General features: G+C 71.6%; 24 protein-coding genes and 1 pseudogene. 10 read left to right on the top strand and 15 right to left on the bottom strand.

All coding sequences use genetic code 11. From position 1 onward, the window contains the following. The first annotated feature begins 304 nt into the window (after positions 1 to 304). A complete protein-coding gene (locus ACQP2Y_RS32000) occupies positions 305 to 1,072 on the top strand; it encodes a hypothetical protein (RefSeq protein WP_433719153.1) in 768 nt (255 codons plus the stop codon). Between the two features lie 6 nt (positions 1,073 to 1,078). On the opposite strand, the gene ACQP2Y_RS31995 is transcribed toward ACQP2Y_RS32000, so the two are convergent. From ACQP2Y_RS31995 to ACQP2Y_RS31980, 4 genes are all read right to left on the bottom strand, one after another. Next, positions 1,079 to 2,734 carry an amidohydrolase gene (locus tag ACQP2Y_RS31995; protein ID WP_433719151.1) on the bottom strand — a complete coding sequence of 552 codons (1,656 nt, stop codon included), beginning with the start codon at positions 2,732 to 2,734 and terminating at the stop codon, positions 1,079 to 1,081. 19 nt (positions 2,735 to 2,753) lie between these two features. Beyond that, positions 2,754 to 3,491: a GAF and ANTAR domain-containing protein gene (locus ACQP2Y_RS31990; protein ID WP_433719148.1), complete on the bottom strand. Its 738-nt coding sequence runs from the start codon at positions 3,489 to 3,491 to the stop codon at positions 2,754 to 2,756. Between the two features lie 76 nt (positions 3,492 to 3,567). Beyond that, positions 3,568 to 3,879 (bottom strand): STAS domain-containing protein, encoded by a 312-nt coding sequence (locus ACQP2Y_RS31985; RefSeq protein ID WP_433719145.1) that lies wholly within the window; start codon positions 3,877 to 3,879, stop codon positions 3,568 to 3,570. A gap of 54 nt (positions 3,880 to 3,933) precedes the next feature. After that, positions 3,934 to 4,647 (bottom strand): GAF and ANTAR domain-containing protein, encoded by a 714-nt coding sequence (locus ACQP2Y_RS31980; protein WP_433732159.1) that lies wholly within the window; start codon positions 4,645 to 4,647, stop codon positions 3,934 to 3,936. Positions 4,648 to 4,986: 339 nt separating this feature from the next. Between ACQP2Y_RS31980 and ACQP2Y_RS31975 the strand changes: the two genes are divergently transcribed. The 4 genes from ACQP2Y_RS31975 (at position 4,987) to ACQP2Y_RS31960 (ending at position 10,605) form a co-directional block, all read left to right on the top strand. Then, positions 4,987 to 7,287 (top strand): putative bifunctional diguanylate cyclase/phosphodiesterase, encoded by a 2,301-nt coding sequence (locus ACQP2Y_RS31975; protein WP_433719142.1) that lies wholly within the window; start codon positions 4,987 to 4,989, stop codon positions 7,285 to 7,287. 28 nt (positions 7,288 to 7,315) lie between these two features. Continuing rightward, positions 7,316 to 8,680: a M20/M25/M40 family metallo-hydrolase gene (locus ACQP2Y_RS31970; RefSeq protein WP_433719141.1), complete on the top strand. Its 1,365-nt coding sequence runs from the start codon at positions 7,316 to 7,318 to the stop codon at positions 8,678 to 8,680. Positions 8,681 to 8,737: 57 nt separating this feature from the next. Further along, on the top strand, positions 8,738 to 9,031 hold the full coding sequence (locus tag ACQP2Y_RS31965) for a hypothetical protein (RefSeq protein WP_360827720.1): 294 nt from the start codon (positions 8,738 to 8,740) through the stop codon (positions 9,029 to 9,031). Positions 9,032 to 9,120: 89 nt separating this feature from the next. Further along, the gene (locus tag ACQP2Y_RS31960) at positions 9,121 to 10,605 is read left to right on the top strand and encodes an MFS transporter (RefSeq protein WP_433719139.1); all 1,485 of its coding nucleotides are present in this window, start codon (positions 9,121 to 9,123) and stop codon (positions 10,603 to 10,605) included. A 70-nt stretch (positions 10,606 to 10,675) separates the two neighbouring features. Here ACQP2Y_RS31960 and ACQP2Y_RS31955 read toward each other — a convergent pair whose 3' ends face one another. Together ACQP2Y_RS31955 and ACQP2Y_RS31950 are read right to left on the bottom strand one after the other, a co-directional pair. Then, positions 10,676 to 10,864 (bottom strand): hypothetical protein, encoded by a 189-nt coding sequence (locus tag ACQP2Y_RS31955; protein WP_433732431.1) that lies wholly within the window; start codon positions 10,862 to 10,864, stop codon positions 10,676 to 10,678. A gap of 97 nt (positions 10,865 to 10,961) precedes the next feature. Then, positions 10,962 to 11,243 (bottom strand): annotated as a pseudogene (locus ACQP2Y_RS31950) (Vms1/Ankzf1 family peptidyl-tRNA hydrolase); the annotation flags it as partial. A gap of 432 nt (positions 11,244 to 11,675) precedes the next feature. Between ACQP2Y_RS31950 and ACQP2Y_RS31945 the strand changes: the two are divergent. Next, on the top strand, positions 11,676 to 12,494 hold the full coding sequence (locus ACQP2Y_RS31945; protein WP_433719137.1) for a SigB/SigF/SigG family RNA polymerase sigma factor: 819 nt from the start codon (positions 11,676 to 11,678) through the stop codon (positions 12,492 to 12,494). A 9-nt stretch (positions 12,495 to 12,503) separates the two neighbouring features. Here ACQP2Y_RS31945 and ACQP2Y_RS31940 read toward each other — a convergent pair whose 3' ends face one another. Beyond that, on the bottom strand, positions 12,504 to 12,770 hold the full coding sequence (locus tag ACQP2Y_RS31940) for a DUF3040 domain-containing protein (RefSeq protein WP_433719134.1): 267 nt from the start codon (positions 12,768 to 12,770) through the stop codon (positions 12,504 to 12,506). A gap of 135 nt (positions 12,771 to 12,905) precedes the next feature. Between ACQP2Y_RS31940 and ctaD the strand changes: the two genes are divergently transcribed. Next, the gene (gene ctaD, locus ACQP2Y_RS31935; protein ID WP_433719131.1) at positions 12,906 to 14,669 is read left to right on the top strand and encodes an aa3-type cytochrome oxidase subunit I; all 1,764 of its coding nucleotides are present in this window, start codon (positions 12,906 to 12,908) and stop codon (positions 14,667 to 14,669) included. A gap of 45 nt (positions 14,670 to 14,714) precedes the next feature. On the opposite strand, the gene ACQP2Y_RS31930 is transcribed toward ctaD, so the two are convergent. Genes ACQP2Y_RS31930 through ACQP2Y_RS31920 form a run of 3 tightly spaced genes read right to left on the bottom strand, consistent with a single transcriptional unit; the run spans position 14,715 to position 16,657 of the window. Beyond that, positions 14,715 to 16,067 (bottom strand): neutral zinc metallopeptidase, encoded by a 1,353-nt coding sequence (locus ACQP2Y_RS31930; protein WP_433719128.1) that lies wholly within the window; start codon positions 16,065 to 16,067, stop codon positions 14,715 to 14,717. A gap of 19 nt (positions 16,068 to 16,086) precedes the next feature. Beyond that, positions 16,087 to 16,275, bottom strand: a complete 189-nt coding sequence (locus ACQP2Y_RS31925) for a hypothetical protein (protein WP_360815166.1) — start codon at positions 16,273 to 16,275, stop codon at positions 16,087 to 16,089. 28 nt (positions 16,276 to 16,303) lie between these two features. Further along, positions 16,304 to 16,657, bottom strand: coding sequence for an STAS domain-containing protein (locus ACQP2Y_RS31920; RefSeq protein WP_433719124.1), 354 nt, complete (start codon positions 16,655 to 16,657; stop codon positions 16,304 to 16,306). On the opposite strand from ACQP2Y_RS31920, the gene ACQP2Y_RS31915 reads away from it, so the two are divergent. Further along, positions 16,650 to 17,513: a GAF and ANTAR domain-containing protein gene (locus ACQP2Y_RS31915; protein ID WP_433719121.1), complete on the top strand. Its 864-nt coding sequence runs from the start codon at positions 16,650 to 16,652 to the stop codon at positions 17,511 to 17,513. The genes ACQP2Y_RS31920 and ACQP2Y_RS31915 overlap by 8 nt on opposite strands. 61 nt (positions 17,514 to 17,574) lie before the next feature. On the opposite strand, the gene ACQP2Y_RS31910 is transcribed toward ACQP2Y_RS31915, so the two are convergent. From ACQP2Y_RS31910 to ACQP2Y_RS31895, 4 genes are all read right to left on the bottom strand, one after another. After that, positions 17,575 to 17,919, bottom strand: coding sequence for a hypothetical protein (locus ACQP2Y_RS31910; RefSeq protein WP_433719118.1), 345 nt, complete (start codon positions 17,917 to 17,919; stop codon positions 17,575 to 17,577). Positions 17,920 to 18,241: 322 nt separating this feature from the next. Further along, positions 18,242 to 18,673: an STAS domain-containing protein gene (locus ACQP2Y_RS31905; RefSeq protein WP_433719116.1), complete on the bottom strand. Its 432-nt coding sequence runs from the start codon at positions 18,671 to 18,673 to the stop codon at positions 18,242 to 18,244. Positions 18,674 to 18,770: 97 nt separating this feature from the next. Further along, positions 18,771 to 19,493, bottom strand: coding sequence for an ANTAR domain-containing protein (locus ACQP2Y_RS31900; protein WP_433719113.1), 723 nt, complete (start codon positions 19,491 to 19,493; stop codon positions 18,771 to 18,773). A 199-nt stretch (positions 19,494 to 19,692) separates the two neighbouring features. Continuing rightward, positions 19,693 to 20,706 carry a radical SAM/SPASM domain-containing protein gene (locus ACQP2Y_RS31895; RefSeq protein WP_433719111.1) on the bottom strand — a complete coding sequence of 338 codons (1,014 nt, stop codon included), beginning with the start codon at positions 20,704 to 20,706 and terminating at the stop codon, positions 19,693 to 19,695. A 129-nt stretch (positions 20,707 to 20,835) separates the two neighbouring features. On the opposite strand from ACQP2Y_RS31895, the gene ACQP2Y_RS31890 reads away from it, so the two are divergent. Continuing rightward, positions 20,836 to 21,273 carry an STAS domain-containing protein gene (locus ACQP2Y_RS31890; protein WP_433719108.1) on the top strand — a complete coding sequence of 146 codons (438 nt, stop codon included), beginning with the start codon at positions 20,836 to 20,838 and terminating at the stop codon, positions 21,271 to 21,273. Positions 21,274 to 21,467: 194 nt separating this feature from the next. Continuing rightward, positions 21,468 to 22,181: a GAF and ANTAR domain-containing protein gene (locus ACQP2Y_RS31885; RefSeq protein WP_433719105.1), complete on the top strand. Its 714-nt coding sequence runs from the start codon at positions 21,468 to 21,470 to the stop codon at positions 22,179 to 22,181. Between the two features lie 29 nt (positions 22,182 to 22,210). On the opposite strand, the gene ACQP2Y_RS31880 is transcribed toward ACQP2Y_RS31885, so the two are convergent. Beyond that, positions 22,211 to 23,299: a permease gene (locus tag ACQP2Y_RS31880; RefSeq protein WP_433719103.1), complete on the bottom strand. Its 1,089-nt coding sequence runs from the start codon at positions 23,297 to 23,299 to the stop codon at positions 22,211 to 22,213. Positions 23,300 to 23,319 lie beyond the last annotated feature (20 nt).

Genomic DNA, 23,319 nt, shown 5'->3' with positions numbered 1-23,319 from the left:
GTAAATCGCCTAATAACGGCTGAATCGCCCTGGCGTGATTGCCGAGGCCATCCGGCGACGGCCCTGCGCACCCCGTACGAGCAGGCGTTTCTCTGTCCGGACCGGTCCGAACGGCCGACGGCTCCCGCTGAACGGCTTCTCGCGTTCCGCCTGTTCAAGTTGGTAACATGCCGCCGATCATGGCCAGCGTTCCGGCCGGTACGCCGGGGCCGACAGCCGCGTCGACCGTGTCCGCTCCCGCCTCCCGGCAGGGGCTCCGTCGACCGAAGCCGCCGCGGTGAAGCCGCACGTACGGAGGTCTCCTGTGACTGACAACCGGATGAAGGATCGCGTCAAGGTCATGCTCGGGACGTCGCCCGACGGCGCGACCTCCGAGCACGCGCTGGTCTCGCCCACGCCCGTGCCGGGACTGCCGAGCCAGGCCCTCCAGGTGCTGACCATGGCCCAGCGCACCGCCGAGGACTACGTCGCCAAGGCCCACCAGGAGGCCGACAAGATCCGTACGGAGGCGCTGGCCGCGGCGGAGAACATCGCCCGGGACGCCCAGATCCACGCGCACAACGTGCGCCGCGAGGCCGACAAGGTGCTCTACGACGCCCGCGCCGGCGCCGAGCAGATCGGTCAGGACGCCCGCGCGGCCGCCGAGGAGGCCCGCCGCAACGCCGAGCAGATCGTGCTCGACGCGCAGGCCCGGGCCGATGCCGTCGCGGCCGAGGCCAAGGCCAATGCCGAGCAGCTCAACCTGCAGGCCAAGCAGCGCTACGACGACGTGGTCGGCAGCCTCGGCGTCAAGCGGGAGGCGCTGCAGGAGCAGATCGAGGCGCTCGAGCAGTTCGACCGGGAGTACCGCGGCCGCCTCATGACCTTCATGCAGGGCCAGCTGCGCGCCCTGTGGGTGGACCAGCCGCAGGTCATCGGCGAGCTGCCGGCGCCGGACGAGTCGGCCGGCCGGCACGGCTCCAGCGCCGAGGCCGTCGTCCCCGCGCAGCGCCAGCCGGTGGAGGACACCGTCGAGGTCCAGCCGGAGGACACCGAGCACGTCGAGGCCGAGCCGGTGCCGAGCGAGCGCTGACGTCTCTCACGCATCCGGGGCGGCGTGCACGCGTTCGCCCCGGATGTAGGTCAGCGCCACCCGGGCCTCCGCGATCGCCTGCGGCGGGCCCGCGAAGACATCGCGGTCCAGAACCACCAGGTCGGCCTGATTGCCGGCCCGCAGCGTGCCGGTGTCGTCCCGGTGATTCACAAAGGCCGACCCCGACGTGTACGCCCGCAGCGCCGTCGCCAGCTCGAGCCGCTGCCCCGGCAGGAACGCCTCGACACCACTGCCCGGCAGTGCCCGGTTGACCGCCACGTGGATGCCCCGCAACGGATCGGGACTGCTCACCGGCCAGTCACTGCCCGCGGCCAGGGTCGCGCCGGCGCGGTGCAGGTCGCCGAACGGATACTGCCGCCCGGCCAGCTCCGGGTCCAGGAACGGCAGCGTCAGCTCGTCCATCTGCGGCTCGTGGGTCGCCCACAGCGCCTGGATGGTCGCGGTGGCCCCGAGGGAACGGAAGCGCGGCACGTCCTGCGGGTGCACCACCTGCAGATGGGCCAGGTGCGGCCGGGTGTCCCGCCGGCCGTTGGCCGCCCGGGCGGCGGCGATCGCGTCCAGGGCCTCGCGGACGGCCCGGTCGCCGAGCGCGTGGAAGTGGGCTTGGAAGTCCAGCGCGTCCACCGCGGTGACGTAGTCGCGCAGCGCGACCGGATCGATGAACGACAGGCCGCTGTTCGCCGTCGCGCAGCCGTGCCCGTCGCGGTAGGGAGCGGTCATCGCCGCGGTGAAGTTCTCGGCGACCCCGTCGAGCATGAACTTCACCGAGCCGCAGCGCAGCCGCCCGACGCTCAGCTCCGCCCGCTTCGCCACGAGCTCGGGCAGCTGGCCGGCGTCCCGCTCGCGGTCCCACCAGAGCGCGCCGACGACGGTCGAGACCAGCGAACCGTCGGCGGCCGCGGTGCGGTAGGCGTCGGAGATGTCGGGATAGCCGTTGGTCGCGCACAGCATCGCGTCCTGCCAGGCGGTGATGCCCAGCTCGTGCAGCAGCCGCTGGGCCCGCAGCAGACCGGCGAGCCGTTGCGCCGGGGTCACCGCCGGCACGACCACCGCGACCAGCGACATCGCGCCCTCCTGGAGGCCGCCGCTCGGGGCGCCCCCGGGCTCACGGTCGATCCGGCCGTCGACCGGGTCCGGGGTGTCGGCGGTGATCCCGGCCAGGGCGAGCGCCCTGCTGTTGACCCAGGCCCCGTGGTGGTCGCGGTTGGTGAGGTACACCGGCCGGTCGCCGGCCACCGCGTCCAGCAGCTCCCGGCCGGGCACCCCGCCGGGGAAGCTCTCCATCGACCAGCCGCCGCCGACGATCCAGGGATCGTACGGGTGGGCCCGCGCGTACGCGTCGATCCGGGCGAGGTAGTCGGTGAGCTCCGTCGTGCCGGTCAGGTCGCACTGGCCCAGCTCCACCCCGCCCATCACCGCGTGCACGTGGGCGTCCTGGAAACCGGGCAGCAGCATCCGCCCGCGCAGGTCGACCACCTCGGTGCGCGGCCCGGCGAGCTCGGTGACCTCGGCACCGCCGACGGCGAGGATCCGGCCGCCGCGCACGGCCAGGGCTTCGGCTGAGCCTTGACGGGGATCGGCGGTGAAGACGGGACCGCCGGTGAAGATCAGGTCAGCGGGGCCGGCGCCGGTGGTGTCCACGATGGCCAGAGTGCCACGTTCACCGGCCGTCGGCGACGACTGTCGTGGCCGCCTCGATCAGAGAACCCGCCCTCTCGGCGGCCTGCGACCGCAGCAGCGCGTACGCCAGGTCCGCGTTGGTCTGCCGGTCGGAGATGATCATGCCGATCGCCTGCTGGATCGTGGCCCGGACGGCGAAGGCGCCGACGAGCCCGGCGATCAGGTCCTGCGCTCCGGGGCAGAGATCCTCGGCCGGGCCGGGCGGCCGCCCCTCCGGCGCGTCGTCGTAGGCGGCCAGGACCGCCGCGCTGAGCGGGGCCATGGCGGCCGGGTCGTGACTGTAGAGGTTGAGCGCCGCCACCGGCAGGCCGCGCCCGGCGAACAGCGGGATGGACAGCGACGAGCGGAGACCCAGCTTGTACGCCGCGTCCCGGAACGCGGGCCAGATCATCGTCGCGTCGATCCGCGGCACGCTGGTGGGGGAGCCACCGTCCAGGGCGTCGAGGCAGGGCCCCGCTTTGTCGGCGTACTGGGCCTCGTCGACGGCCAGGGCGAGCTCGCTGCTCACCGCCACTGTGCTGTAGCCGCTCTCGCCCTGGCAGGTCACCGAGGCGAAGGCCACCGCGTCCACCATGTCGGCCGCGAGCTGGACAATCGTGCTCAGCCGGCCACCGACGGTGGAGTCGTCGTCGGCCGTGCCCGCCAGGTCGATCAGGGAGTCGGCCAGAGTGCCGCGGCCCGGGGGCCGCGCCTGAGCCGGGGGCTGCGATCGGGTCACTACTACATCTCCTCGCTTTGTGCACGGGGAACGCCGGTGTACCCGGCCTTCGCCGGGTTACACGCCGCTGTCCCGCTCAGGCGCCGATGAGCAGACCGTCCAGGTTCGCCACCTCGAGCACCATCCGGACCATCGGGCCGGGCTCGCGCAGGCGCAGGATGATGCCCTTGAGCTCGGCGGCCCGGCGGGCGGCGACCAGCATGCCGATGCCGGAGGAGTCCAGGAACGTCACGGCGTGCATGTCGACCTCGATGCGGCCGTTCTGCTTGTCCGCCACCACCTGCCGCAGCACCTCGCGCAGGTAGGTCGCGGTCTCCAGGTCGATGTCACCCTCGGGGGTGACCACGACGGTGTCACCCTGGCGCTCCACGGTGCAGTCGAATGCCATGTCAGCTCCGCTCTCTCCTCGCACGGCTGTCCGTCCGGCACCCATTGTCGCGGATCACCGATCGTCGCCACCTCCGGCCTTGGCGACCAGCGCGGTGGCGACGTCGCGCAGCTTGCGGTTGGAATCCTGGGAGATCTTGGTGAGGACCTGGAACGCCTCGTCGGCCGTGCACCGGCGGCGGCCCATGACGATGCCCTTGGCCTGCTCGATCACGGCCCGGCCGGCCATCGCCGTCTGCAGCTGCCGGGCCAGCCGGGCCGTGACGCCGTACAGGTTGGCGTTGGCCAGGGCGACCGCCGCGTAGCCGGCGAAGGTCTGGGCCAGCACCACCGCGTCGTCGTCGAAGGCCGCGTCCGTGACGCCGTAAAGATTGAGCGCGCCGTCGATCTGCTCCTCGATCGGCAGCCCGACCGACAGGGAGCTGCGGGCGCCCGTTGCCACGGCGTGCTGGGCCCACTCCGGCCAGCGGGTTTCGCCAGCGAAGTCGGGCACCGAGACGGTCGCCTGCGCGGTGGCAGCCTCCAGGCACGGTCCGCTGCCCCGCTGGTACTGCCATTCGTCCAGGGTCAGTGCCAGGTGCCCGGTGTAGGCGGCGGTTTCCGCGACCGATCCGCGGACCATGGTGACGGAGACCTCGTCGGCGCCGGGGACGGTGCGCCGGGCCAGGTCGGCGACCCGTGACAGCACCGCCTCCAGGTCGTTCTCGGCGAGGTTGATGCGGCCCAGCTCAGCGAAGGCGGCCGTGGGATCCAACCGGTCGGGTGACATGTGCATGGAACTCCCTGTCCACCCCGGCCGGTGACCTGGGCATGATGGCGGATCTGCCGACCGTGGAGCAGTGGCCGGGACCTGCCCCTGGCGGACACAGGCTTCCGGTGCCGGGATCCCCGGCAGCGATCAGGCGGCGGGCTTACCCCGATCCACCGGCGTTAACCGTCGGACTTCCCGGATTGCTCCGGGGCATCCGGGCGATCGCAGCCCCTCTGCACCCGGGCCGGTGGAAAATGACCTCTTCTGAGGTCGGCCGGCGAAGCGGGGGCGGGTGACATGGCGGCTGCGCGCGGCGCATCGGGAAGCCACCGCCGGCCGGGGCCGGGTGGGCAGCGCGTGCTCGGGCCCTGGCAGGGCTTCCTGCTGGCCGGCAGCGTCGTGGCGGCCGCCGCCACGTTCGCCACGCCCGCCGGCCGCGAGGCCGCCTATGCCCTGCTGTGCCTGGCCGTCATCGGTGCCGTGGCTGCCGGCGTCCGGCAGCACCGGCCCGCGCGCCCGCTGGGCTGGTGGCTGCTGGCCGCCGGCATGGGTTGCGGCGCGGTCGCGCACAGCCGGTGGGTCTTCCAGCAGCCGGCCACCGTGCTGAACACGGCGGTCACCTGGACCGATGTCGTCTACTTCTCGATGTACCTGCTGGTCGCCGCCGCCGTGGCGGCCCTGTCGGCATCCCGGCGCCGGGGTGCGGCGCTGGCGGGCATGAGCGAGGCGGGCATCGTGGCGTGCACCGCTGTCGTGCTCGCCTGGGTCTTCCTGCTGGACCCGTTCATGAACGACCGCGACGACTGGTCGGCCGGTGCCGCCGTGCTCGCGTACCCGTTCCTGGACCTGCTCGTCCTCACCATGGTGGTCCGGCTGCGCTTCACCACGCGGGCGCTGAGCCGCGCCCAGCAGTTCCTCGTGCTGGCCGTAATCGTGGTCCTGGCCGCGGACGTGGCCTACATCGTCGCCGTGATGGCCGGCGGCCGGTGGGCCGGATCGTCCTTCAGCGCCGCCGGCTGGCTGATGTTCCTGGTGCTGCTGGGCGCGGCCGCCCTGCACCCGTCCATGGCCGTCGAGCCCGGCGCCGACGAGAGCCGCCTGCCGCCGGGCAACGGCCGGTGGACCATGGCCGGTCTGCTCACGGTCGTGCTGATCGGGCCGGCGGCCACCGGCTACGCCCTGGTGCAGGACATCGCGGAGGGAGATCTCGACGTCATCGACGTCGTCCTGCCGCTCGGCGCCACCGCGGTCACCTCCGTCCTGCTCATCGCCCGCCTGACCCGCGCCAGCGCCCTGGCCCGGCGGCGCGCGGACGACCTTCAGGCCGCCGTGGAGTACCAGGCCACCCTGCAACAGGAGATGAGCCACCTCGCCCTGCACGATCCGCTGACCGGACTGCCGAACCGCCTGCACCTGGACCGCGAGCTGCGCGCCCGGGCGCACCACGACGACCCCGGCTGCCTGTTGCTGCTCGACGTCGACGGCTTCAAGCACATCAACGAGAGCCTGGGTCACCCGATCGGGGACGCGCTGCTGGTCGCTCTCGGGCAGCGGCTGCGGCACACCGTGGGGCCCGACGCGCTGCTCGCCCGCCTCGGTGGCGACGAGTTCGCCGTCCTGATGCCGTGCGGTGACGCCGAGGCGGTCGACAACCGGTGCGCGGACATCCTGGCCGCGGTGCGGCGCCCCGCCGACATCCACGGCCACCGCCTGCACGTGACGATCAGCATCGGGGTACGCCGGCTGGCCGGCTCGGCCGGCAGCACCGACGCGCTCAGTGACGCCGACCTGGCCCTGTACGAGGCCAAGGCCGCCGGCCGGGACCGGGCGGTGACCTACGACGCCGGCCTGCGCGAGCGGCAGCTGGAGCGCACCGAGCTGATCGACCGGCTGCGCACCGCCCTCACCGCCGAGCAGTTCACCGTGTACTACCAGCCGATCGTCACGCTGAGCACCGGCGGCTTCGACGCGGTCGAGGCGCTGGTGCGCTGGTTCCCCCGGCCGGGGGAGCTCGTCGGCCCGGACCGGTTCATCCCGGCCGCCGAGGACAGCGGGCTCATCGTCGCCCTCGGCGAATGGGTGCTGCGGCAGGCCTGCCGGGACGCCGCCGGCTGGCACCGGCAGCACGGTACGGCGGTGACCGTCAACGTCTCTCCCCGCCAGCTCATGGAGCCCGGCTACGCGGCGACGGTCGACCGGGCGCTGCGGGACTCCGGGTTGCCGCCCACCGCGCTGATCCTGGAGATCACCGAGGGGATGCTGGTCGGTGCCGCGAACCGGGACGACCGGACCATCGCCCAGCTCACCGCGTTGCGCCGGCAGGGCGTCCGGGTCGCCGTCGACGACTTCGGCACCGGCTACTCGTCGCTGGCCTACCTGCGCGACCTGCCCATCGACATCCTCAAGATCGACCGGTCGTTCCTGCCGGCGGACGGATCCGGCACGGCCGAACGGCAGCTGTCGTTCGTCCGGACCATCGTCGACCTGGCCCACAATCTGCGGCTGGCCGCGGTCGCCGAGGGTGTCGAGACCCCGGCCCAGCTCGCCGTCCTGCGCGAGCTCGGCTGCGACAAGGGCCAGGGTTACCACTTCGGGCGCCCGATCGGCGCCGCCGAGACGACCGAGGTGCTGGCCGCCGCTCAGCTCGTGGGCGCATGACACCCGGTCACCGGGGTAGTCGCCGGCCATGATTCACAGCTTTCTGCGGGGGCGGCAGGACGACATCGTCGACGAGCTCATCGGCTGGGTGCGGCTGCGGTCGGTGGCCGGCGTACCGGAACACGGGCCGGACCTGATCCGGTCGGCGAACTGGCTGGCCGCGGCGCTGCGCGACATCGGATTCCCGACCGTGGAGGTCTGGCCGGTCGAAGGCGCCCCGGCGGTCTACGCCGAGTGGTGCGCCGCCCCGGGTGCGCCGACCGTGCTGATCTACAGCCACCACGACGTGCGGGCGGCCAAGGACGAGCTGTGGGAGGAGACGGCTCCGTTCGAGCCGGCGGTTCGCGACGGCCGGGTCTACGGGCGCGGTACCTCCGACGCCAAGGGCCAGGTGCTGAGCCACCTCTGGGGCATCCGGGCCCACCTCGCGGCGACCGGCCGCGCGGCGCCCGCGGTGAACCTGAAGGTCATCGTCGAGGGGGAGGAGGAGGCCGGCTCGACCCACCTGGCCGGGCTGATCGAGGAGCACCGCGAGCGGCTGGACGCCGACCTGGTGGTCTTCTCCGACACCCTCACCTGGCGGGCCGACCACCCGGCCGTCTGCACCAGCGTGCGCGGCATGGTCATGGCCGAGCTGGAGGTGTACGGACCCCGCCGCGACGTGCACAGCGGCGCCGCCTCCGGGCCCGCACCCAACGCCGCCGTGGAACTGTCCCGGCTGCTGGGCGCCCTGCACGACGACAAGGGGCGGCTGACGCTGCCGGGCTTCTACGACGAGGTCGCCGAACCGTCCGGGCGCCGCCGCGCCGAGTTCGCCGCCCTGCCGTTCACCGAGCAGGACTGGCTGGAACGCTCGGAGACCCGCAGCATCACGGGCGAGGCCGGCTACACGGTGCTGGAGAAGCTCTGGACCCGCCCGGCGGCGGAGATCATCAGCTTGGTCGCGGGGGACCCGGTCGGTGTCACCCGTTCCGCCATCCCCGCGGTGGCCTCGGCGACCATCAGCATCCGCACGGTGATCGGCCAGCGGTGCGCCGACGTGGCCGAGCAGTTGCGGCGCTGGGTTGCCGACACCATCAGCGACACGGTCGATTACCAGCTGACGGTGGCCGAGGAGACGATGCAGGAGCCGTACGAGACGCCGCAGGACCTGCCGGCTCTCGAGGTGCTGGCGGCGGCAATCGAGGACGGCTTCGGCGTACCGGCCGGGCGGATGGGCAATGCCGGCGGCGGTCCGGCCGAGTTGCTGGCCCGGCAACTGGACGCCCCGCTGGTCTTCTTCGGCGTGGGCCTGCCCGAGGACCGCTGGCACGACAGCGACGAGCGGGTGTCCATCGACATGCTGGTCAACGGGGCGGCGACCCTCGCGTACCTGTGGCAGCGCCTCGCCTGACCCCCGATCCGCCGAAAAACGGGGGTGTAGGCGGGATGCCGGCGGGAATCCGCCGGCATGGCACGAGTGACGAATGCGGCGGTCGCCGCGTCGAGCGAGTGGGTCGCGCCCGAGGGCGTCCGGCAGCCGGGCGGCGAGGTGCACGCGTGGCTGCCCGGCACCAATCAGACGGTCTGCGGGCTGGCCCTGAGCCGGACGCGGCTGCGGCGCTTCCCGCACGTGCGGTTCGACTTCCGGGCCACCGACGTGGTGACCGCGAGCGACGAGGTCCGGTTCATCTGCCCGCGGTGTGTCGCGGCGACCACCCGGCGCGGCGAACGTTCCTGGACCAGGACCTCGCCGCGGCCCTGAACCGACCGAAAAGATCTTCATAAACTGATGGCTAGCTGGGAGATCGCTGGGTATTCCGGGCCACACGTCTCGGAAATGGAGGGGCACAAATGGCCCAGTCCCTCGGTTCGGCGCCCGGCACGGGCACCATCCGCAGCCTGATCCCGGCTCGCATCGACCGGCTCAACTGGTCCCCGTTCCACACCCGCATGGTCATGGCGCTCGGCACGGCGTGGGTCCTCGACGGCATCGAGATCACCATCGCCGGTGCCATCGGCCCGGTGCTCACCGACAAGGCCACCCTCGGCCTGAGCACCACCGAGGTCGGCGCCATCGCCACGGTCTACCTGCTCGGTGAGGTGTTCGGTGCGCTGTTCTTCGGCCGGCTCTCCGACGCGCTCGGCCGCAAGAACCTGTTCGTCGTCACCCTCGGCGTCTACCTCGCCGGCAACGCACTCACCGCGCTGACCTGGGGGAACAGCACCCTGGCGCTGATCTTTCTGTACCTGACGAGATTCATAGCCGGAGCCGGTATCGGCGGTGAGTACGCCGCGATCAACTCCGCCATCGACGAGATGATGCCGGCCAAGTACCGCGGCCGGGTCGACATCGGCGTCAACGGCACCTACTGGGGCGGCGCGATCATCGGCACGCTGGGCACCTACGTGCTGCTCAACCAGGTGGACCTGAACATCGCCTGGCGGATCGGCTTCCTGATCGGCCCGGTCCTCGGTGCGCTGATCTGGAACATGCGCCGGCACCTGCCGGAGAGCCCGCGCTGGCTCATCATGCACGGCCGGGAGGCCGAGGCCGAGGAGAACATCCGATACATCGAGCACGAGGCCGAGAAGTCCGGGCAGCGGCTGGCGCCGGTGGACGAGTCCAAGGCCATCGAGATCCAGCCGGCCAAGGCGCACGGCTACCTGTCGCTGCTGCGAGTGCTCTTCAAGCAGTACCCGTCCCGGTCGATCCTGGGTGCCACGCTGATGATCACCCAGTCGTTCCTGTACAACGCGATCTTCTTCACCTACACGCTGGTGCTGACCGACATCTACGGCGTCGACAAGGAGGACGCGCCGCTGTACCTGATCGCGTTCGCGCTGGGCAATCTGATCGGTCCGCTGACCATCGGCCACCTCTTCGACGTGATCGGCCGGCGCAAGATGATCGCCGGCACCTATCTGCTCTCCGGTGTCCTGCTGGCGATCACCGCGTTCCTGTTCAACGCCGGGGTGCTGAACGCGATCACCCAGACGATCGCGTGGAGTGTGATCTTCTTCTTCGCGTCGGCCGGGGCCAGTTCCGCGTACCTGACCGTCAGCGAGATCTTCCCGCTGGAGATCCGGGCCCAGGCCATCGCGGTCTTCTTCGCCATCGCCCAGTGCTTCGGCGCGATCGGGCCGGTCTTCTACGGCTACCTGATCGGCGAGGGTGACACCGGCAAGCTGCTGATCGGCTACCTGATCGGCGCCGGCGTGATGATCATCGGCGGCATCGTCGAGATCTTCCTGGGCATCGACGCGGAGGGCAAGTCTCTGGAGGACGTCGCCGCGCCGCTGTCCGCGGTCACCAGCCGGCCGCGCGCGACCGGCTGACCGTCCCGCGCTCCGGCAAGCAGGTGCCCGGTCACCCCGAGCGGGGTGACCGGGCAATTGTCTGCGCGGGTCAGGAGGCGGCGGTGCTGGCGTCGGCGCGGACCCGGCGCGGGTCGCCGACGCCGGCCTCGCGCAGCAGCTCTGGATTCGTGACCACCAGGGTCGGATCGTCCGGCGCGATGGAGAGCACGTCGGTCGAGGACGGGTCGTCGACCAGCAGAACCGTGTCGACCTGGCCGCGCTGGAGCCGGGTCACCACATCGGCCAGGCCGGTACCGGCTGTGTCGTCGCCGCGCTGGGTCCTGCCACCGCTTGGGCAGTTGGTCCGCGAACTTCTGCACGGCCCGGACGTCGCCACCGACCACGATGATCTCGGCGCCGAGCGACTCGGCCGGCTCCGTCGCGGCGGCGGTCACGTCCTGCGCGTTGCGCTTCCACGCCTCCTCGACCGCCTGGTCGTAGCGGCGGTCCGACCAGCCGCCGGCGTGCACCTTGCGCAGCGGGAAGGACTCACCCCCGCTGACCTGCCGGCGCCGCGGCGCGGCGCCGGCCGAGATCCCCTCCAGGTCGGCCCCGGTACGGTCGGCCAGCACCCGCACATAGGGCACTTCCTCACCGCGCTGGGCCAGCAGCGGCATGACGTGTGGCAGCGGCTCGAGGAACGCCTCGTCGGCGGGTGGCGGAGCCGGCAGCTCGTCCAGCAGGGCCACCTCGCCGCCGGTGGCGAAGACGGCCATTCCGTAGCGTCCGGGCTGGTAGGGGTGGTTCTCGACAGCGGTGGCGACGGCGTCGAGGTAAACCGACACCCAAGGGGTCCGGCGCCCCACGGATGAGGGCCTCTCACCCGACTCGCCAGAAAGACTCATACTTTCGGCTAGTCATAGCTCCACTCTTCGGCTACGGTCTACTGCATCGGTCAAGAAGGCGCCGAGATCACCACCATGCGATGTCTCTGTCGCGGTGCGGACCTCACGCCTCTTCGACGTGCAGATGTGTTCCCCCGCCGCGGCAGTCCGCGGGTGGTCCGGCAACGGATGCCCACGACGCAGCGTTCGAGAAGAGGAACCATCATGTACGCACCTGCCACGAGGCCGATCCAGTCCCGCCGCCCGTCCGACTACGGCGACGCCGCGACGGAGGAGCGGGGCGTGGAGCTGATCGCGGCCCTGGCGCGCACCCCGCAGGGCGACCCCGCGCGACCGCGGCTGCGGGACGAGACCATCGAGGCCTGGCTGCCGATGACCCGGCGCCTCGCCCGCCGCTACGCCGGCCGCGGCGAGCCGCTGGACGACCTGGTCCAGGCCGCGACCGTCGGCCTGATCAAGGCGATCGACCGGTTCGACGCCGAGGTCGGCGTCGACTTCACGGTCTTCGCGATCCCCACCATCCTCGGCGAGATCAAGCGGCACTTCCGCGACCGCGCGTGGGCCATCCGGGTCCCGCGGCGGCTCCAGGAGATGCGGATGGCCATCAGTGACGCCGGTACGGTCCTGGCGCACAGCCTCGGGCGGGCCCCCACGGTCGCCGACATCGCCGGCTATCTCAAGGTCAGCGAGGAGGCGGTGCTCGAAGGCCTGGAGGGTGCCCGCGCGTACAGCACGACCTCGCTCTCCACGCCGGTCGGCACCGAGAGCGGCACGCTGGAGCTCGGCGACACCCTGGGTGACGAGGACGACGACTACGCCCGTACCGAGCTGCACCTGAGCCTGGGTCCCGCGATGAAGTGCCTCACCGAGCGCGAGCGGACCATCGTGACGCTGCGCTTCTTCGGCAACCAGACGCAGACGCAGATCGCCACCCAGATCGGGGTGTCGCAGATGCACGTGTCGCGGCTGTTGTCGGCGGCGCTGCTCAAGCTGCGGAACCGGCTCGGCCCGGACGCCTGCTGAGCCCACACCTCAGCGACGGGCCCGGCTGCTCCGGCGCCGGGCCAGCACCACCGCGATCACCACGGCGAACGCTTCGAGGGTGAACACCGCGGCGACCCAGCCGAACAACAGCATCACCATCGGCAGCGAGATGTAGAGCGAGATACAGAGCGCGAGGACCGTCGGGGCGGGACGGTCCTCGCCGGCTGTTCGCATCCGGGAGGCGAACGCGGCGTCCTGCCGGGACAGTCCGCGCTCGATCTCCGCCAGCACGCGGCGCTCCCGGTCGTCGAGCATCTCCCACCTCCCGGGCCGCAGGAAACAGCGCGCGTACCCCGGCCGGCCAGATTCAAACCGGCCGATTCGTGGTCGCCGGTTAGAAAGAGCTGTGGGTGGGTAGGCCGCCGTCATCCGTACGGTGGAGGAGTAGGCATGACTGCTGTCACCCCGCGCCCGGTAGTGACCCGGCCGTGGCCGGTCCGGCGCCAGGTCCGTGGTTCCGCGCTGGCCCGCATGCTGCGCACCACGGACGCGAAGCAGATCGGCATCATGTACATGACCACGGCCTTCGTCTTTTTCATGGTCGGTGGCTTCATGGCGCTGCTCATGCGGGCCGAACTGGCCCGCCCCGGCATGCAGATCCTCTCGCCGGAGCAGTACAACCAGCTGTTCACGATGCACGGCACGATCATGCTGCTGTTGTTCGCGACGCCGATCGTGTTCGCCTTCGCCAACTTCGTGGTGCCGATCCAGATCGGCGCGCCCGACGTGTCGTTCCCGCGGCTCAACGCTTTCGCGTACTGGCTGTACCTGTTCGGCGCGATCATCGCCGTCGGGGGCTTCCTGACTCCCACCGGCGCTGCGGACTTCGGCTGGACGGCATACACCCCGCTGAGCACCTCGCTGCACTCACCCGGCGTCGGCGGCAACATGTGGGTCGTCGGACTGGCGCTGTCCGGCCTCGGCACGATCCTCGGCGGCGTCAACATGATCACCACCATCCTGACGCTGCGGGCGCCGGGCATGACGATGTTCCGGATGCCGATTTTCACCTGGAACATCCTGATCACCAGCCTGCTGGTCATCGCGGTCTTCCCGTTCCTGGCCGCGGCGCTGTTCGCCCTGGCCGCGGACCGCGTGCTCGGCGCGCACGTGTTCGACGTGGACACCGGCGGCCCGATGCTGTGGCAGCACCTGTTCTGGTTCTTCGGCCACCCCGAGGTCTACATCGTGGCGCTGCCGTTCTTCGGCATCGTCACCGAGGTCATCCCGGTCTTCAGCCGCAAGCCGGTCTTCGGCTACAAGGGCCTGGTCGGTGCCACGATCCTCATCGGCATGCTGTCGTTCAGCGTGTGGGCGCACCACATGTTCGCCACCGGACAGGTGCTGCTGCCGTTCTTCAGCCTGCTGAGCTTCCTCATCGCCGTGCCCACGGGCATGAAGTTCTTCGTGTGGATCGGCACGATGTGGCGTGGGCAGGTCAGCCTCGAGACCCCGATGCTGTTCGCGCTCGGCTTCATGGTGACCTTCCTGCTCGGTGGCCTGACCGGCGTGCTGCTGGCCTCCCCGCCGATCGACTTCCACGTGCACGACAGCTACTTCGTCGTGGCGCACTTCCACTACGTGCTGTTCGGCACGATCGTGTTCGCGGTGTTCTCCGGCATCTACTTCTGGTTCCCGAAGATGTTCGGCCGGATGCTCGACGACCGCCTCGGCAAGGTGCACTTCTGGCTGACCTTCCTCGGCTTCCACACGACCTTCCTGGTGCAGCACTGGCTGGGCGCGGAGGGCATGCCGCGGCGGTACGCCGACTACCTCGCGGACGACGGCTTCACCGCGCTCAACACCGTCTCGACCATCGGCTCGTTCATCCTCGGCGCCTCCACCCTGCCGTTCCTGTACAACGTCTGGCATTCGTACAAGGCCGGTCTGCTGGTCACGGCGAACGACCCGTGGGGCCATGGCAACTCGCTGGAGTGGGCCACCTCGTCGCCCCCGCCGCTGCGCAACTTCGACAAGATGCCGCGGATCCGTTCCGAGCGGCCGGCCTTCGACGCGAAGTTCCCCGAGCTGGCCGCCGGTGAGCAGTCCGAGGCGGGACCACCCGAAGGCGGCGCCCGGCCGCTGACTAGCGAGTCCGACAGCGGCGCCCGGTACCAGGAGGACACCGACCACCGGCTGGAGGAAGGCCGGTAGGTCCCGGCGGTGGGCTCTTTGCCCACCGCCGGTTCTCGTGCTTTCTCAGCTGCAGGAAGGCAGCCCCTTCAGGACGCCCCCGCGATAGGCGCCGATCCGGTCGAAGGCGCTGGCCTCCTGCTGGGACCCGGCCCGGCCGAAGGCCAGCAGAGCCGCCACCGCCTCGTCGAGATCGCCGGGCGACAACCGGATCCCCGCCGCGGGATCACGGGTCAGCAGATCGTTCGTCCACGCCCCGGCGAAGCAGTCCACCGCGAGCTGGCCGGCCCGGTCCTGAGTCTGCGCACCACGGCGGTCCTGAACCGCCCGGGCGAAGAGATCCCCGAGCAGCATGCCGACCGCGTTGTCCCCGATGCGCTGGTACAACTGCTGCCCGAGCTGCTCGTCGTCGAACGCGATGAAATCGCCGTCCGGGCAGTAGAAGGCCGCACCGCCGGCCGAGGAGTCCGGGGCCGGGCAGGACGGCGCCGAGCCGCTCTCGAACGCCTGCACGCCCAACGTCTCCCAGGGCTGGCCGGTGAGCTGCGGATACGCCCGCGCCCAGTACGCCTGCGCGTCCTTGCTGAGGGCGTCCACCGCTTGTGCGTACGGCAGGTCCCCACCTGTGGCGGCCTCCTCCTGGGTGGTGAAGGGGACCTCGGTCACCGGTACGTTGTCCGCCCGGTAGTCGGCGCAGAGCGACACGCCCTTCTCCACGCCGTCCTGCATGGCCCGGATCCGGTCGAAGGCGTTGCCGTGCGCCTGCGGGTTCTGCGCCGCGGTGCCCGGCTCGTCGCGCAGCAGCAGCATCCCGGCGACCGTGTTGTCGAGCTGGGCCGGGGTGACGCTCTTGAACGCCGTCGACCGGCCGGCCAGCACGTCGGCGGTCCAGGCTCCGGCGAAACAGTCGGCCTGCTGCTCCAGTACGACGGTGGGCTGCTCGGTGACGCCCAGCCGGGACTGGATCGCGTGCCCGTACTCGTGGGCCATGACGAAGCCGACGAGCAGCGGGCCGAAATCGCTGTACAGCTGGGGGATCAGCGTCTCGGCGTCCCAGGCGACGAAGTCGCCGGCCGGGCAGTAGAAGGCGTTCGGCTGGTACGCGGCGGCCTGGCCGCCGCAGGCCGGCGCCGGGTCCGAGCGAGTGTACGGGTGGTAGCCGCCCTTGATCGGCGTGAAGGCGGCACCGCCGGCGACCCGCGGGTAGGCCGCCGACCAGAAGCGCTCGACGTCGCGCAATGCCCCGGTGACGACGTCGCCGGGCACCGCGTTCGCCGACGCGTTGTTCATCCGGCCCAAGCCACCCGGCGGCACGGGCCGGCGCGGCTCGGTGCCGCCGGACGAGACGACCACACAACCGGAGGCGGCGGCGACCAGCACTCCGGCGAGCAGCCCTCGGACGAGTCTCTGCACGCTCACGGTCGGGATGGCCGGCCGGTCACGAGCCGTCGGACGCGGTACGCCCGCCGGGGCCGTACGGCGAGACCTGGCTCTCGGGGACCGGGCTGTCACCGGTCTTGTCGTGGCTGCCGCCCGGCGGGCTCGTCGGATTCGCGTCCTCGGTGCGCTGCTTGCTGGTCGGCGACTCGCCGCTGCGGCGTAGTTCCGGCTGCTGAGGATTGGTCATGATGAGCTCCTTTCCGTTGCCGGAGCGCCTACCCGATCTGCGAGGGGATATGTATCCCGGATGTCTCGCCGGTCGCATCGACGTCGAAGAGCCCGGCCACCTGACCCAGGCGCAACACCGTGCGGACCGGTGGCGACGGCTCCCGCAGAACGAGGCGGCCACCGCGGCGGACCAGCGCTTCGCGCACGTGCAGCAGGGCGGTGATGCCCGCGGCGCCGAGATGGTCCACGCCGGCCAGGTCGAGTACCAGCACCAGCGGGGAGTGCTCGGCGACGAGGTGGTCAGCGTGCTCGATCAAAGCCGGGGCGGTGTCGCGGTCGAGCTCACCGCAGGCCCGGACGACGGTCACCGCGCCGGCCTCGTCGGTGCTGAGCGTGAACATCGGCGCGCCGGCGCGCATGGTCGCGGAATCCGAGACCGGCAACATCCTCGCCTACGGCGGGCTGGTCACCCTGCTGGTCGACTCCCCGCAGCTGGACGGCTTCCTGGAGCAGGTGATCCGGCTGGCCGCCGAGGTGGTGACACCCGCCGCGGCCGGTGGCATCACCTTCGACCGCGAGGGACGCTTCGTCACGGCCGCGACCAGCACCCCGCTCGCCGCGCAGGTGGGCGAGGTGCAGTATGGCACCGACAGCGGCCCCTGCCTCGACGCGCTACGCCGGGGCGAAGTGGTCGCGGCGGACGACCTGGCCGCCGACACCCGCTGGCCGGACTTCGCGTCGTTCGCCGTCGCCTGCGGGATCGGCAGCTCACTTTCCCTGCCACTGCGGGTGGGGGACCGCACGATCGGCGCCCTCAACCTGTACGCCCACGAACCGGCTGCCTTCCGCGGCGCCGCCCGCCGGCACGCCGAAGCGTTCGCGGTCCAGTGCGGAGCGGCCCTCACCGTGGCGCTGTGCCAGTCCGACGCCGCCGTGCTGCGCCGTCAGCTGACCGCGGCGATGGCGGCGCGCAGCATCATCGACCAGGCGCTGGGCATCCTGATGGCCCAGCAGCGCTGCACGGCGGAGCAGGCGTTCGACCTGCTGCGCCAGGCGTCCCAGCACCGCAACCGGAAGCTGCGCGAGGTCGCCGCGGAGCTGGTCACCAAGGTCAGCGGGGGCCGCCTCAGCCGCCGGTACCGTTCCACGCGGTCAGCCAGTGGCTGGAGGACGCCTGAGGCCGTGCCGCGCAGCGCCCGCTTGCTGATGACGCTCCAGCGACGTAGTCCCGACGCGGCGCTTGCTTGCCGACGATGAGCGCGACGACGCCTGAGGGCGTCATTGAGCCCGCGACCCGGCTCCTGCATGTCGGCCGGTGTCAGCCGGCGCGGTGCAGCTGCTGCTTGCTCACGGTGAGAGTCACGACGCCTTCCTCGTCCGTCGTGGTGACGTCGGCGATCTGGGACCCGTCGGCGTACCAGGCCTTGGCGAACAGGCCGGTGCTGCCCGCCCGCAGATAACCCTCGGACATCAGCCGGCCCGCCCCGTCATCTGCCCCGTCGCCGGACAGGCCCGGCCGGGTCTCGGTGCCGGGCATCTCGACCGCGGTGACGGTGCCGATTTCGTCGCCGGCCGCGTCGATGACGGTCATGCCGGTGCTGACCTGGGCGATCGGCAGCGGGTGGTCCGGCCCGCCGGGACCGGTGGATCGAAGTGGCTCCATCGATGCCGCTTGCCCCGGGCACGGACGGGTCAAACCAGTGACCGACCCGCCGGATCCGGGGCATACGGCGCCTCGCGGGAGTCCCGGAGCGCAGGGCTCACGCGAGTGGGGTCCGGGACTGCCGTGGCCGAGAACTGAAGGAGAACATGAGCCACAAGACCTTCACCGGAGCCCAGGAGTTTCCCGCCGACGAGGACGCCATCGTTGCGCACGCCACGCAGCGCGCCGGGTCCGTCGACGATGCTGCTGTCCGGGCGCTGCGGGCGCAGCTCGGTGGATCTGGGACCGGACGAGACGCCGGACTGAGCGCGTACCGCTGGAGTCAGCCGGTCAGGCCGCAGTTGACCATGCCGAGCTCGGCCCCGGCCGGGGTGTGCCCGTGCCCGTCCGGCCGCGGCCGGGCCAGCCCGAACTGCTCCAGTAGGCCCGCGATCTGCAGCACCCGGTAGGTCATCGGGGTGGGGTCGGTCAGGAACAGCCGGCATTCCAGCTGCCGGGCGTCGGCCTGGCAGCGCAGCAGCGCCTCGATGCCGGCGGCGTCCAGGAACGTCACGCCGGAGACGTCCACGCCGATGTCGCGGGGAGGTTCGCGGCGCAGCACGTCGATCAGGCACTGCTGCAGGTGCCGGGCGCTGATCTCGTCGACGTCGCCGGAGATCAGCAGCCGCAACTGGCCGTCTTCGTCGGCTTGGCGGACCTCGATCAGCGGACAGCGGTCGTCGTGGCGGGATGCGGATGAGGCTTCGGCGAGCATGGACACGCTCCAGAAATAGGCACCTGCGGGGTGCCCTCCCTGCTGAAGGCTCGCCTTGCACGGTATCGCCGGACGGTTGCGGATGACCAGTACAGGATCAGGTTGAGGACCGCGGCGGCTGCTGGGCCCGGTCGACCAGGGCCGCCGCGACGTCGCGCAGCTTGCGGTTGGAGTCCTGCGACAGTTTGCTCATGATCCGGAACGCTTCGTCGGCGGTGCACCGGCGCTCGCCCATGATGATGCCCTTGGCCTGCTCGATGACCGTCCGGCTCTCCATCGCCGCCTGCATGTGCTGGGCGAGGGTGGCCGTGACGTCGTACAGGTGGGCGTTCGCCAGGGCCACCGCCGCGTAGCCGGCGAAGGTCTGGGCCAGGATGATCGCGTCGTCGTCGAACGTGTCGGGTTTGCGGGCGTAGACGTTCAGCGCCCCGCTCACCGACTCGTGGATCGGCAGGCCGATCGACAGGGAGCTGTTGACCCCCGCCTCCCGGGCCCGGGCGGCCCAGTCCGGCCAGCGGCTCTCGGTGGCCATGTCCGGCAGCGAGAGGCTGTCACCCGACGTGGACGCGGCCAGGCAGGGGCCGTGGCCCTTCTCGTACTGCGCTTCGTCCAGCGCGACGGCGAGCTCGCCCGTGAAGGCAGCCGTGTACGCGCCCTTGCCCCGGACCAGGGTCACGGAGACCTCGTCGGTGCCGGGGATGGTGCGTTCGGCCAGCTGGGCGATCTTGTTGAGCACGCCGTCGATGTCGGTCTCGCTCAGCTTGATCCGGCCGAGCTCGGCGAACGCGTCGGTCGGGTCCATGGGCTGTCTGTCGGTCATGAGCTATGCGTCCTCGGGTTGTGCACGTCACCGCGTCGCCGGTGCGGGCCGTGCGCTGTCTACTTCCGGACCTCGGTGTTCGGCATCCGGGGTCGTGCCGCTTCATGACGCTTGCGCCGTCGCCGGTGCGGGCGGGGAACGCAGAGGTCCAGGTTAGCGGGCTCCGGCGGTTCCGCAGCAGGGCCGCCGGACCGCCACTTCAGAAAGTCCGCTGGTACAGCGAGCATCCGCGGCAGACCTCCGGCGGTTCGTCGCCGGCCAACCGGCGCCGGAATTCCCGGTACGCGGGCCCGTGCCAGATCTCCGGGAAGCTCTGCTGGTCGAGGCGGCCCAGGGTGACCCGGTCGTCGCCCATGACCATGCAGCACGGCTGGACGACCCCGGCGCTCGTGATGTACGCGGCCTCCCACGGCCATGAACACCCCCGGCCCCGTCCCGCCTCGGCCGGTGGCGCCGGTCCCAGTGCCGGGAGCCGCAGCTTGAGCCCGAGCTCGCGGGCCAGCCGGGCCGACTCGGCGAACATCGCGGCGGCCCGTTCCAGGTCGGCTCCGGTCCAGAGTGCCTGGTCGGCGGTGAAGGTGCGGATGCCCTCGTACCGGCCGGCCGGGTCGGTGTCGGAGAAGCTGTGCGACAGGTTCTGCACGTGCAGCTCGTCCACGCCGATCCCGCCCAGCAGGGCGACCAGGGCGGGCAGCTCACCCACGTTGTCGCGCATCGCCACGAAGACCACCCGGATCCACGGGGTGGTGCTGTCCGCCGCCCGCTTGGCCCGTACCAGCCCGGCCAGATTGGCGAGCACGGTGTCGAAGTGCGCGCCGTCGCGGATGGCCTCGTACGCGCCGGCGTGCGCGCCGTCCAGCGAGACGTGCAGCCAGTCGACCCGGCTCTCCACCAGCTCCCGGGCGCGCCGCGCGGTGAGCAGGGTGGCGTTGGTGTTGAAGCCGACGGTGATCCGCCGGGCGACCGCCGTACGGATCATCTCCGGCAGGTGCGGGGACAGCAGCGGCTCGCCGAGACCCTGCAGCGTCAGTCTGCGCAGCCCGGGCACCTCCCCGACCAGCCGGTGGAACAGCGGCAGCGCCATGGCCCCGGCCAGCTTGTTCACCGGCGGCCGATAGCGCACCAGGCACATCATGCAGCGCAGGTTGCAGGCAGAGGTGATCTCCAGTTGCAGGTGCGGCGGCAGCGGTGGCGCCTCGAGGGTGGCCGGCATGGGCGCGGAGTGCCCAACGATGCCGGTTGGAAACGTGTCACCGGCCCGGCGGTCACCGGGCGCCCCGGCCGGGCTACCTTGATAGAGGGTCAAGCCGAGTGCCCGTCGATTTTTACTGACGGGAGAGGTATGTCCAATTCAGGCCAGCTGCCGCGCCGGCCGGCCCCGGATGTCGCGGACATCCCGGCCCCGAGCCACGCCACTCCCACCCCCGCGGCCAGCGCACAGGTCATCGCCCAGGACGGGTCGGTCATCGCCACCGTCGCGCGCCGCGTCCGCCCGGCCGAGCCCGGCGAAGCGGGTCCCGAGGTGGTCGTCAGCGTCCAGGGGGACCTCGACCTCGACACGGCCCCGCTGGCCCAGGCCACCCTGATCCAGGCCCTGGAGGGCGCCGAGCGGGTCTGCCTGGAGCTGAGCGGGGTTCGCTTCTTCGGCGCCGCGGGCGTCGGTGTCGTCATCGCCGCCCAGTTGCGCGCCGCGTCGCTGGGCCGGCAGCTGCGGCTCGGCGGCGTGCACGGCATCACCGAACGGATTCTCGTCCTCACCGGTGTGTGTCGCGAGGGCTGAACACAGCACCGCTGCGCCGGGAGGCTCGGCTATCATCTTGGTCAGCCGCCGGCACCCCTGAAGGTGCGGGCGGTCCGGCGTCAAGCAGCGGCGCGGGTTCAGGGGACCACCGTCCCTGGACAGGTAGTCCGTCCACTCCGCACGGCCGCCTCCCCGGGGCGGCAGCGTGCCCGCTGCAGGGAAAACAGACGTACATGGCTCAGCAACCCACCGACCCGGCGGCCGCGTTCGCGGAGTTCGGCCGGATCAAGCTCGGCGAGACAGATCTGCACGGCGTCCTCACCCGCGTCGCCGAGCTCGCGCAGCGCACCCTGCCGGGCGCGGACGAGGTCTCGATCACCCTGGTACGGGACGGGCGCCCGTACACCGCCGCGTACACCGGTGAGATCGCGTTGCAGCTCGACGAACGGCAGTACGAACGCGACGCGGGTCCCTGCCTGCAGGCCGCCTCGGAGAAGGTCACCATCTCCGTCCCGGACACCGCGAGCGACACCCGCTGGGACGGCTGGGCTCCCAAGGCCGCGGCCGCCGGCGTGGGCAGCGTGCTTTCGGTCGGCCTGCCGATCCTGGACAGCGTCACCGGCGCGGTGAACATCTACGGCCTGCGCGAGCGTGCATTCGACGACGACACGATCCAGCTGGCCCAGCGCTTCGCCGGCTACGCGACGGTCGCCCTGGCCAACGCCCACCTGCACGACAGCACGACCAACCTGGCCCAGCACATGCAGGCCGCGATGGAGAGCCGGGCGGTCATCGAGCAGGCCAAGGGCATCATCATGGGGGAGCGGCGGTGCAGCGCCGACGAGGCCTTCGTCGTGCTCACCAGGATCTCGCAGGACTCGAACCGCAAGCTGCGGGACGTGGCCGCCGCCCTCGTCGCCCGGGTCGAGAGCGGCTCGGCGCCCTGAGCAGCACCTGCGCGGAGCGCGGCTCGTGGTCAGAGCACCGCCAGCAGGGCCGCGCCGAGCATTCCGCCGGCCACGACCACCCCTGTCGTGGCGGCGGTGACCCGGGCGCCGAAGGACCGGATGACCATGGCCAGGCCCGGCAGGCTCACGGCGGGCAGCGTCACGAGCAGGGCGCCGATCGGCCCGAGGGACAGGCCGGCCAGGGCGAGCCCCTGCAGGATCGGGATCTCGCCGCCGGTGGGGATCACCATCAGGGTGCCGAGCACGGCCGCGACCAGGACGACCAGGACCACGGGCCCGGCGGCCTCCCCGCCCAGCGGGAACAGCCAGCCGCGGAAGGCGCCGATGAGCAGCACGACGACGAGGTACTCGGGCACCAGGGTGACGGCGAGCCGTAGCAGCACCCGGCCGTAGTCCCGCAGCAGTCTCCCGGGCGTCCTGGGCTCGGTATCAGCAGGACCGAGCGCGGTCACCACGGCGTCCGGGGCCGGCCTGTCGGTCAAGCGCGCCACCAGAGCCGCCCCGCCCACCACCACGAGGCCGCCGACCACCAACCGGGTGACGCTCCACTGCCAGGGCGCCACGAGCGCGAGGAAGATCAGCACCGCCGGGTTGAGCAGGGGGTTGCCCAGCCAGTAGGCCACCACCGCCGAGGTCGACACACCACTGCGGCGCAGGCTCACCGCCACCGGCGCGGAACAGCACGCGCACATCATCGACGGCGTGGCGGCCAGCCCGCCGGCCAGCGCGCCGGCCGCCCGGCTGCGCCGGTTCAGCATCCGCAGCAGCCAGCCGCGGGGAATCAGGGTCTGCACCGCCGCGCTGATCAACAACGCGGCCACCAGGGCCTTCCACACCGCTTGGAGGTACGCCCAGGTGAAGGTGGTCGCCGCGGACCAGGACGGCGGATCGCCCGCCTGCACCCCGCCCGCCCGCAGGATGCTGCTGCCCGACCAGGTGTGCCCGGCGCTGAGCTCGCGCACCCGCGCCTGGTACGGCAGCCACTTGGACCAGAGCAGCGTCCCCACCGCGATGACCAGCGCCGCGACGACCGCCGCGACCACCGCGGTACGGGTCTGCGCCGATGGACCGGGCGTCTCGGTGGCGGGTGATGTCATGCCCGGAAACTAACAACGGA

Origin of the sequence: Actinoplanes sp. CA-051413, from assembly GCF_050955795.1 — a bacterium.
GTDB lineage: Bacteria > Actinomycetota > Actinomycetes > Mycobacteriales > Micromonosporaceae > Actinoplanes.
Note: the sequence above shows the minus strand (reverse complement) of the source record. Positions and strands in the feature narration are given on the sequence as shown.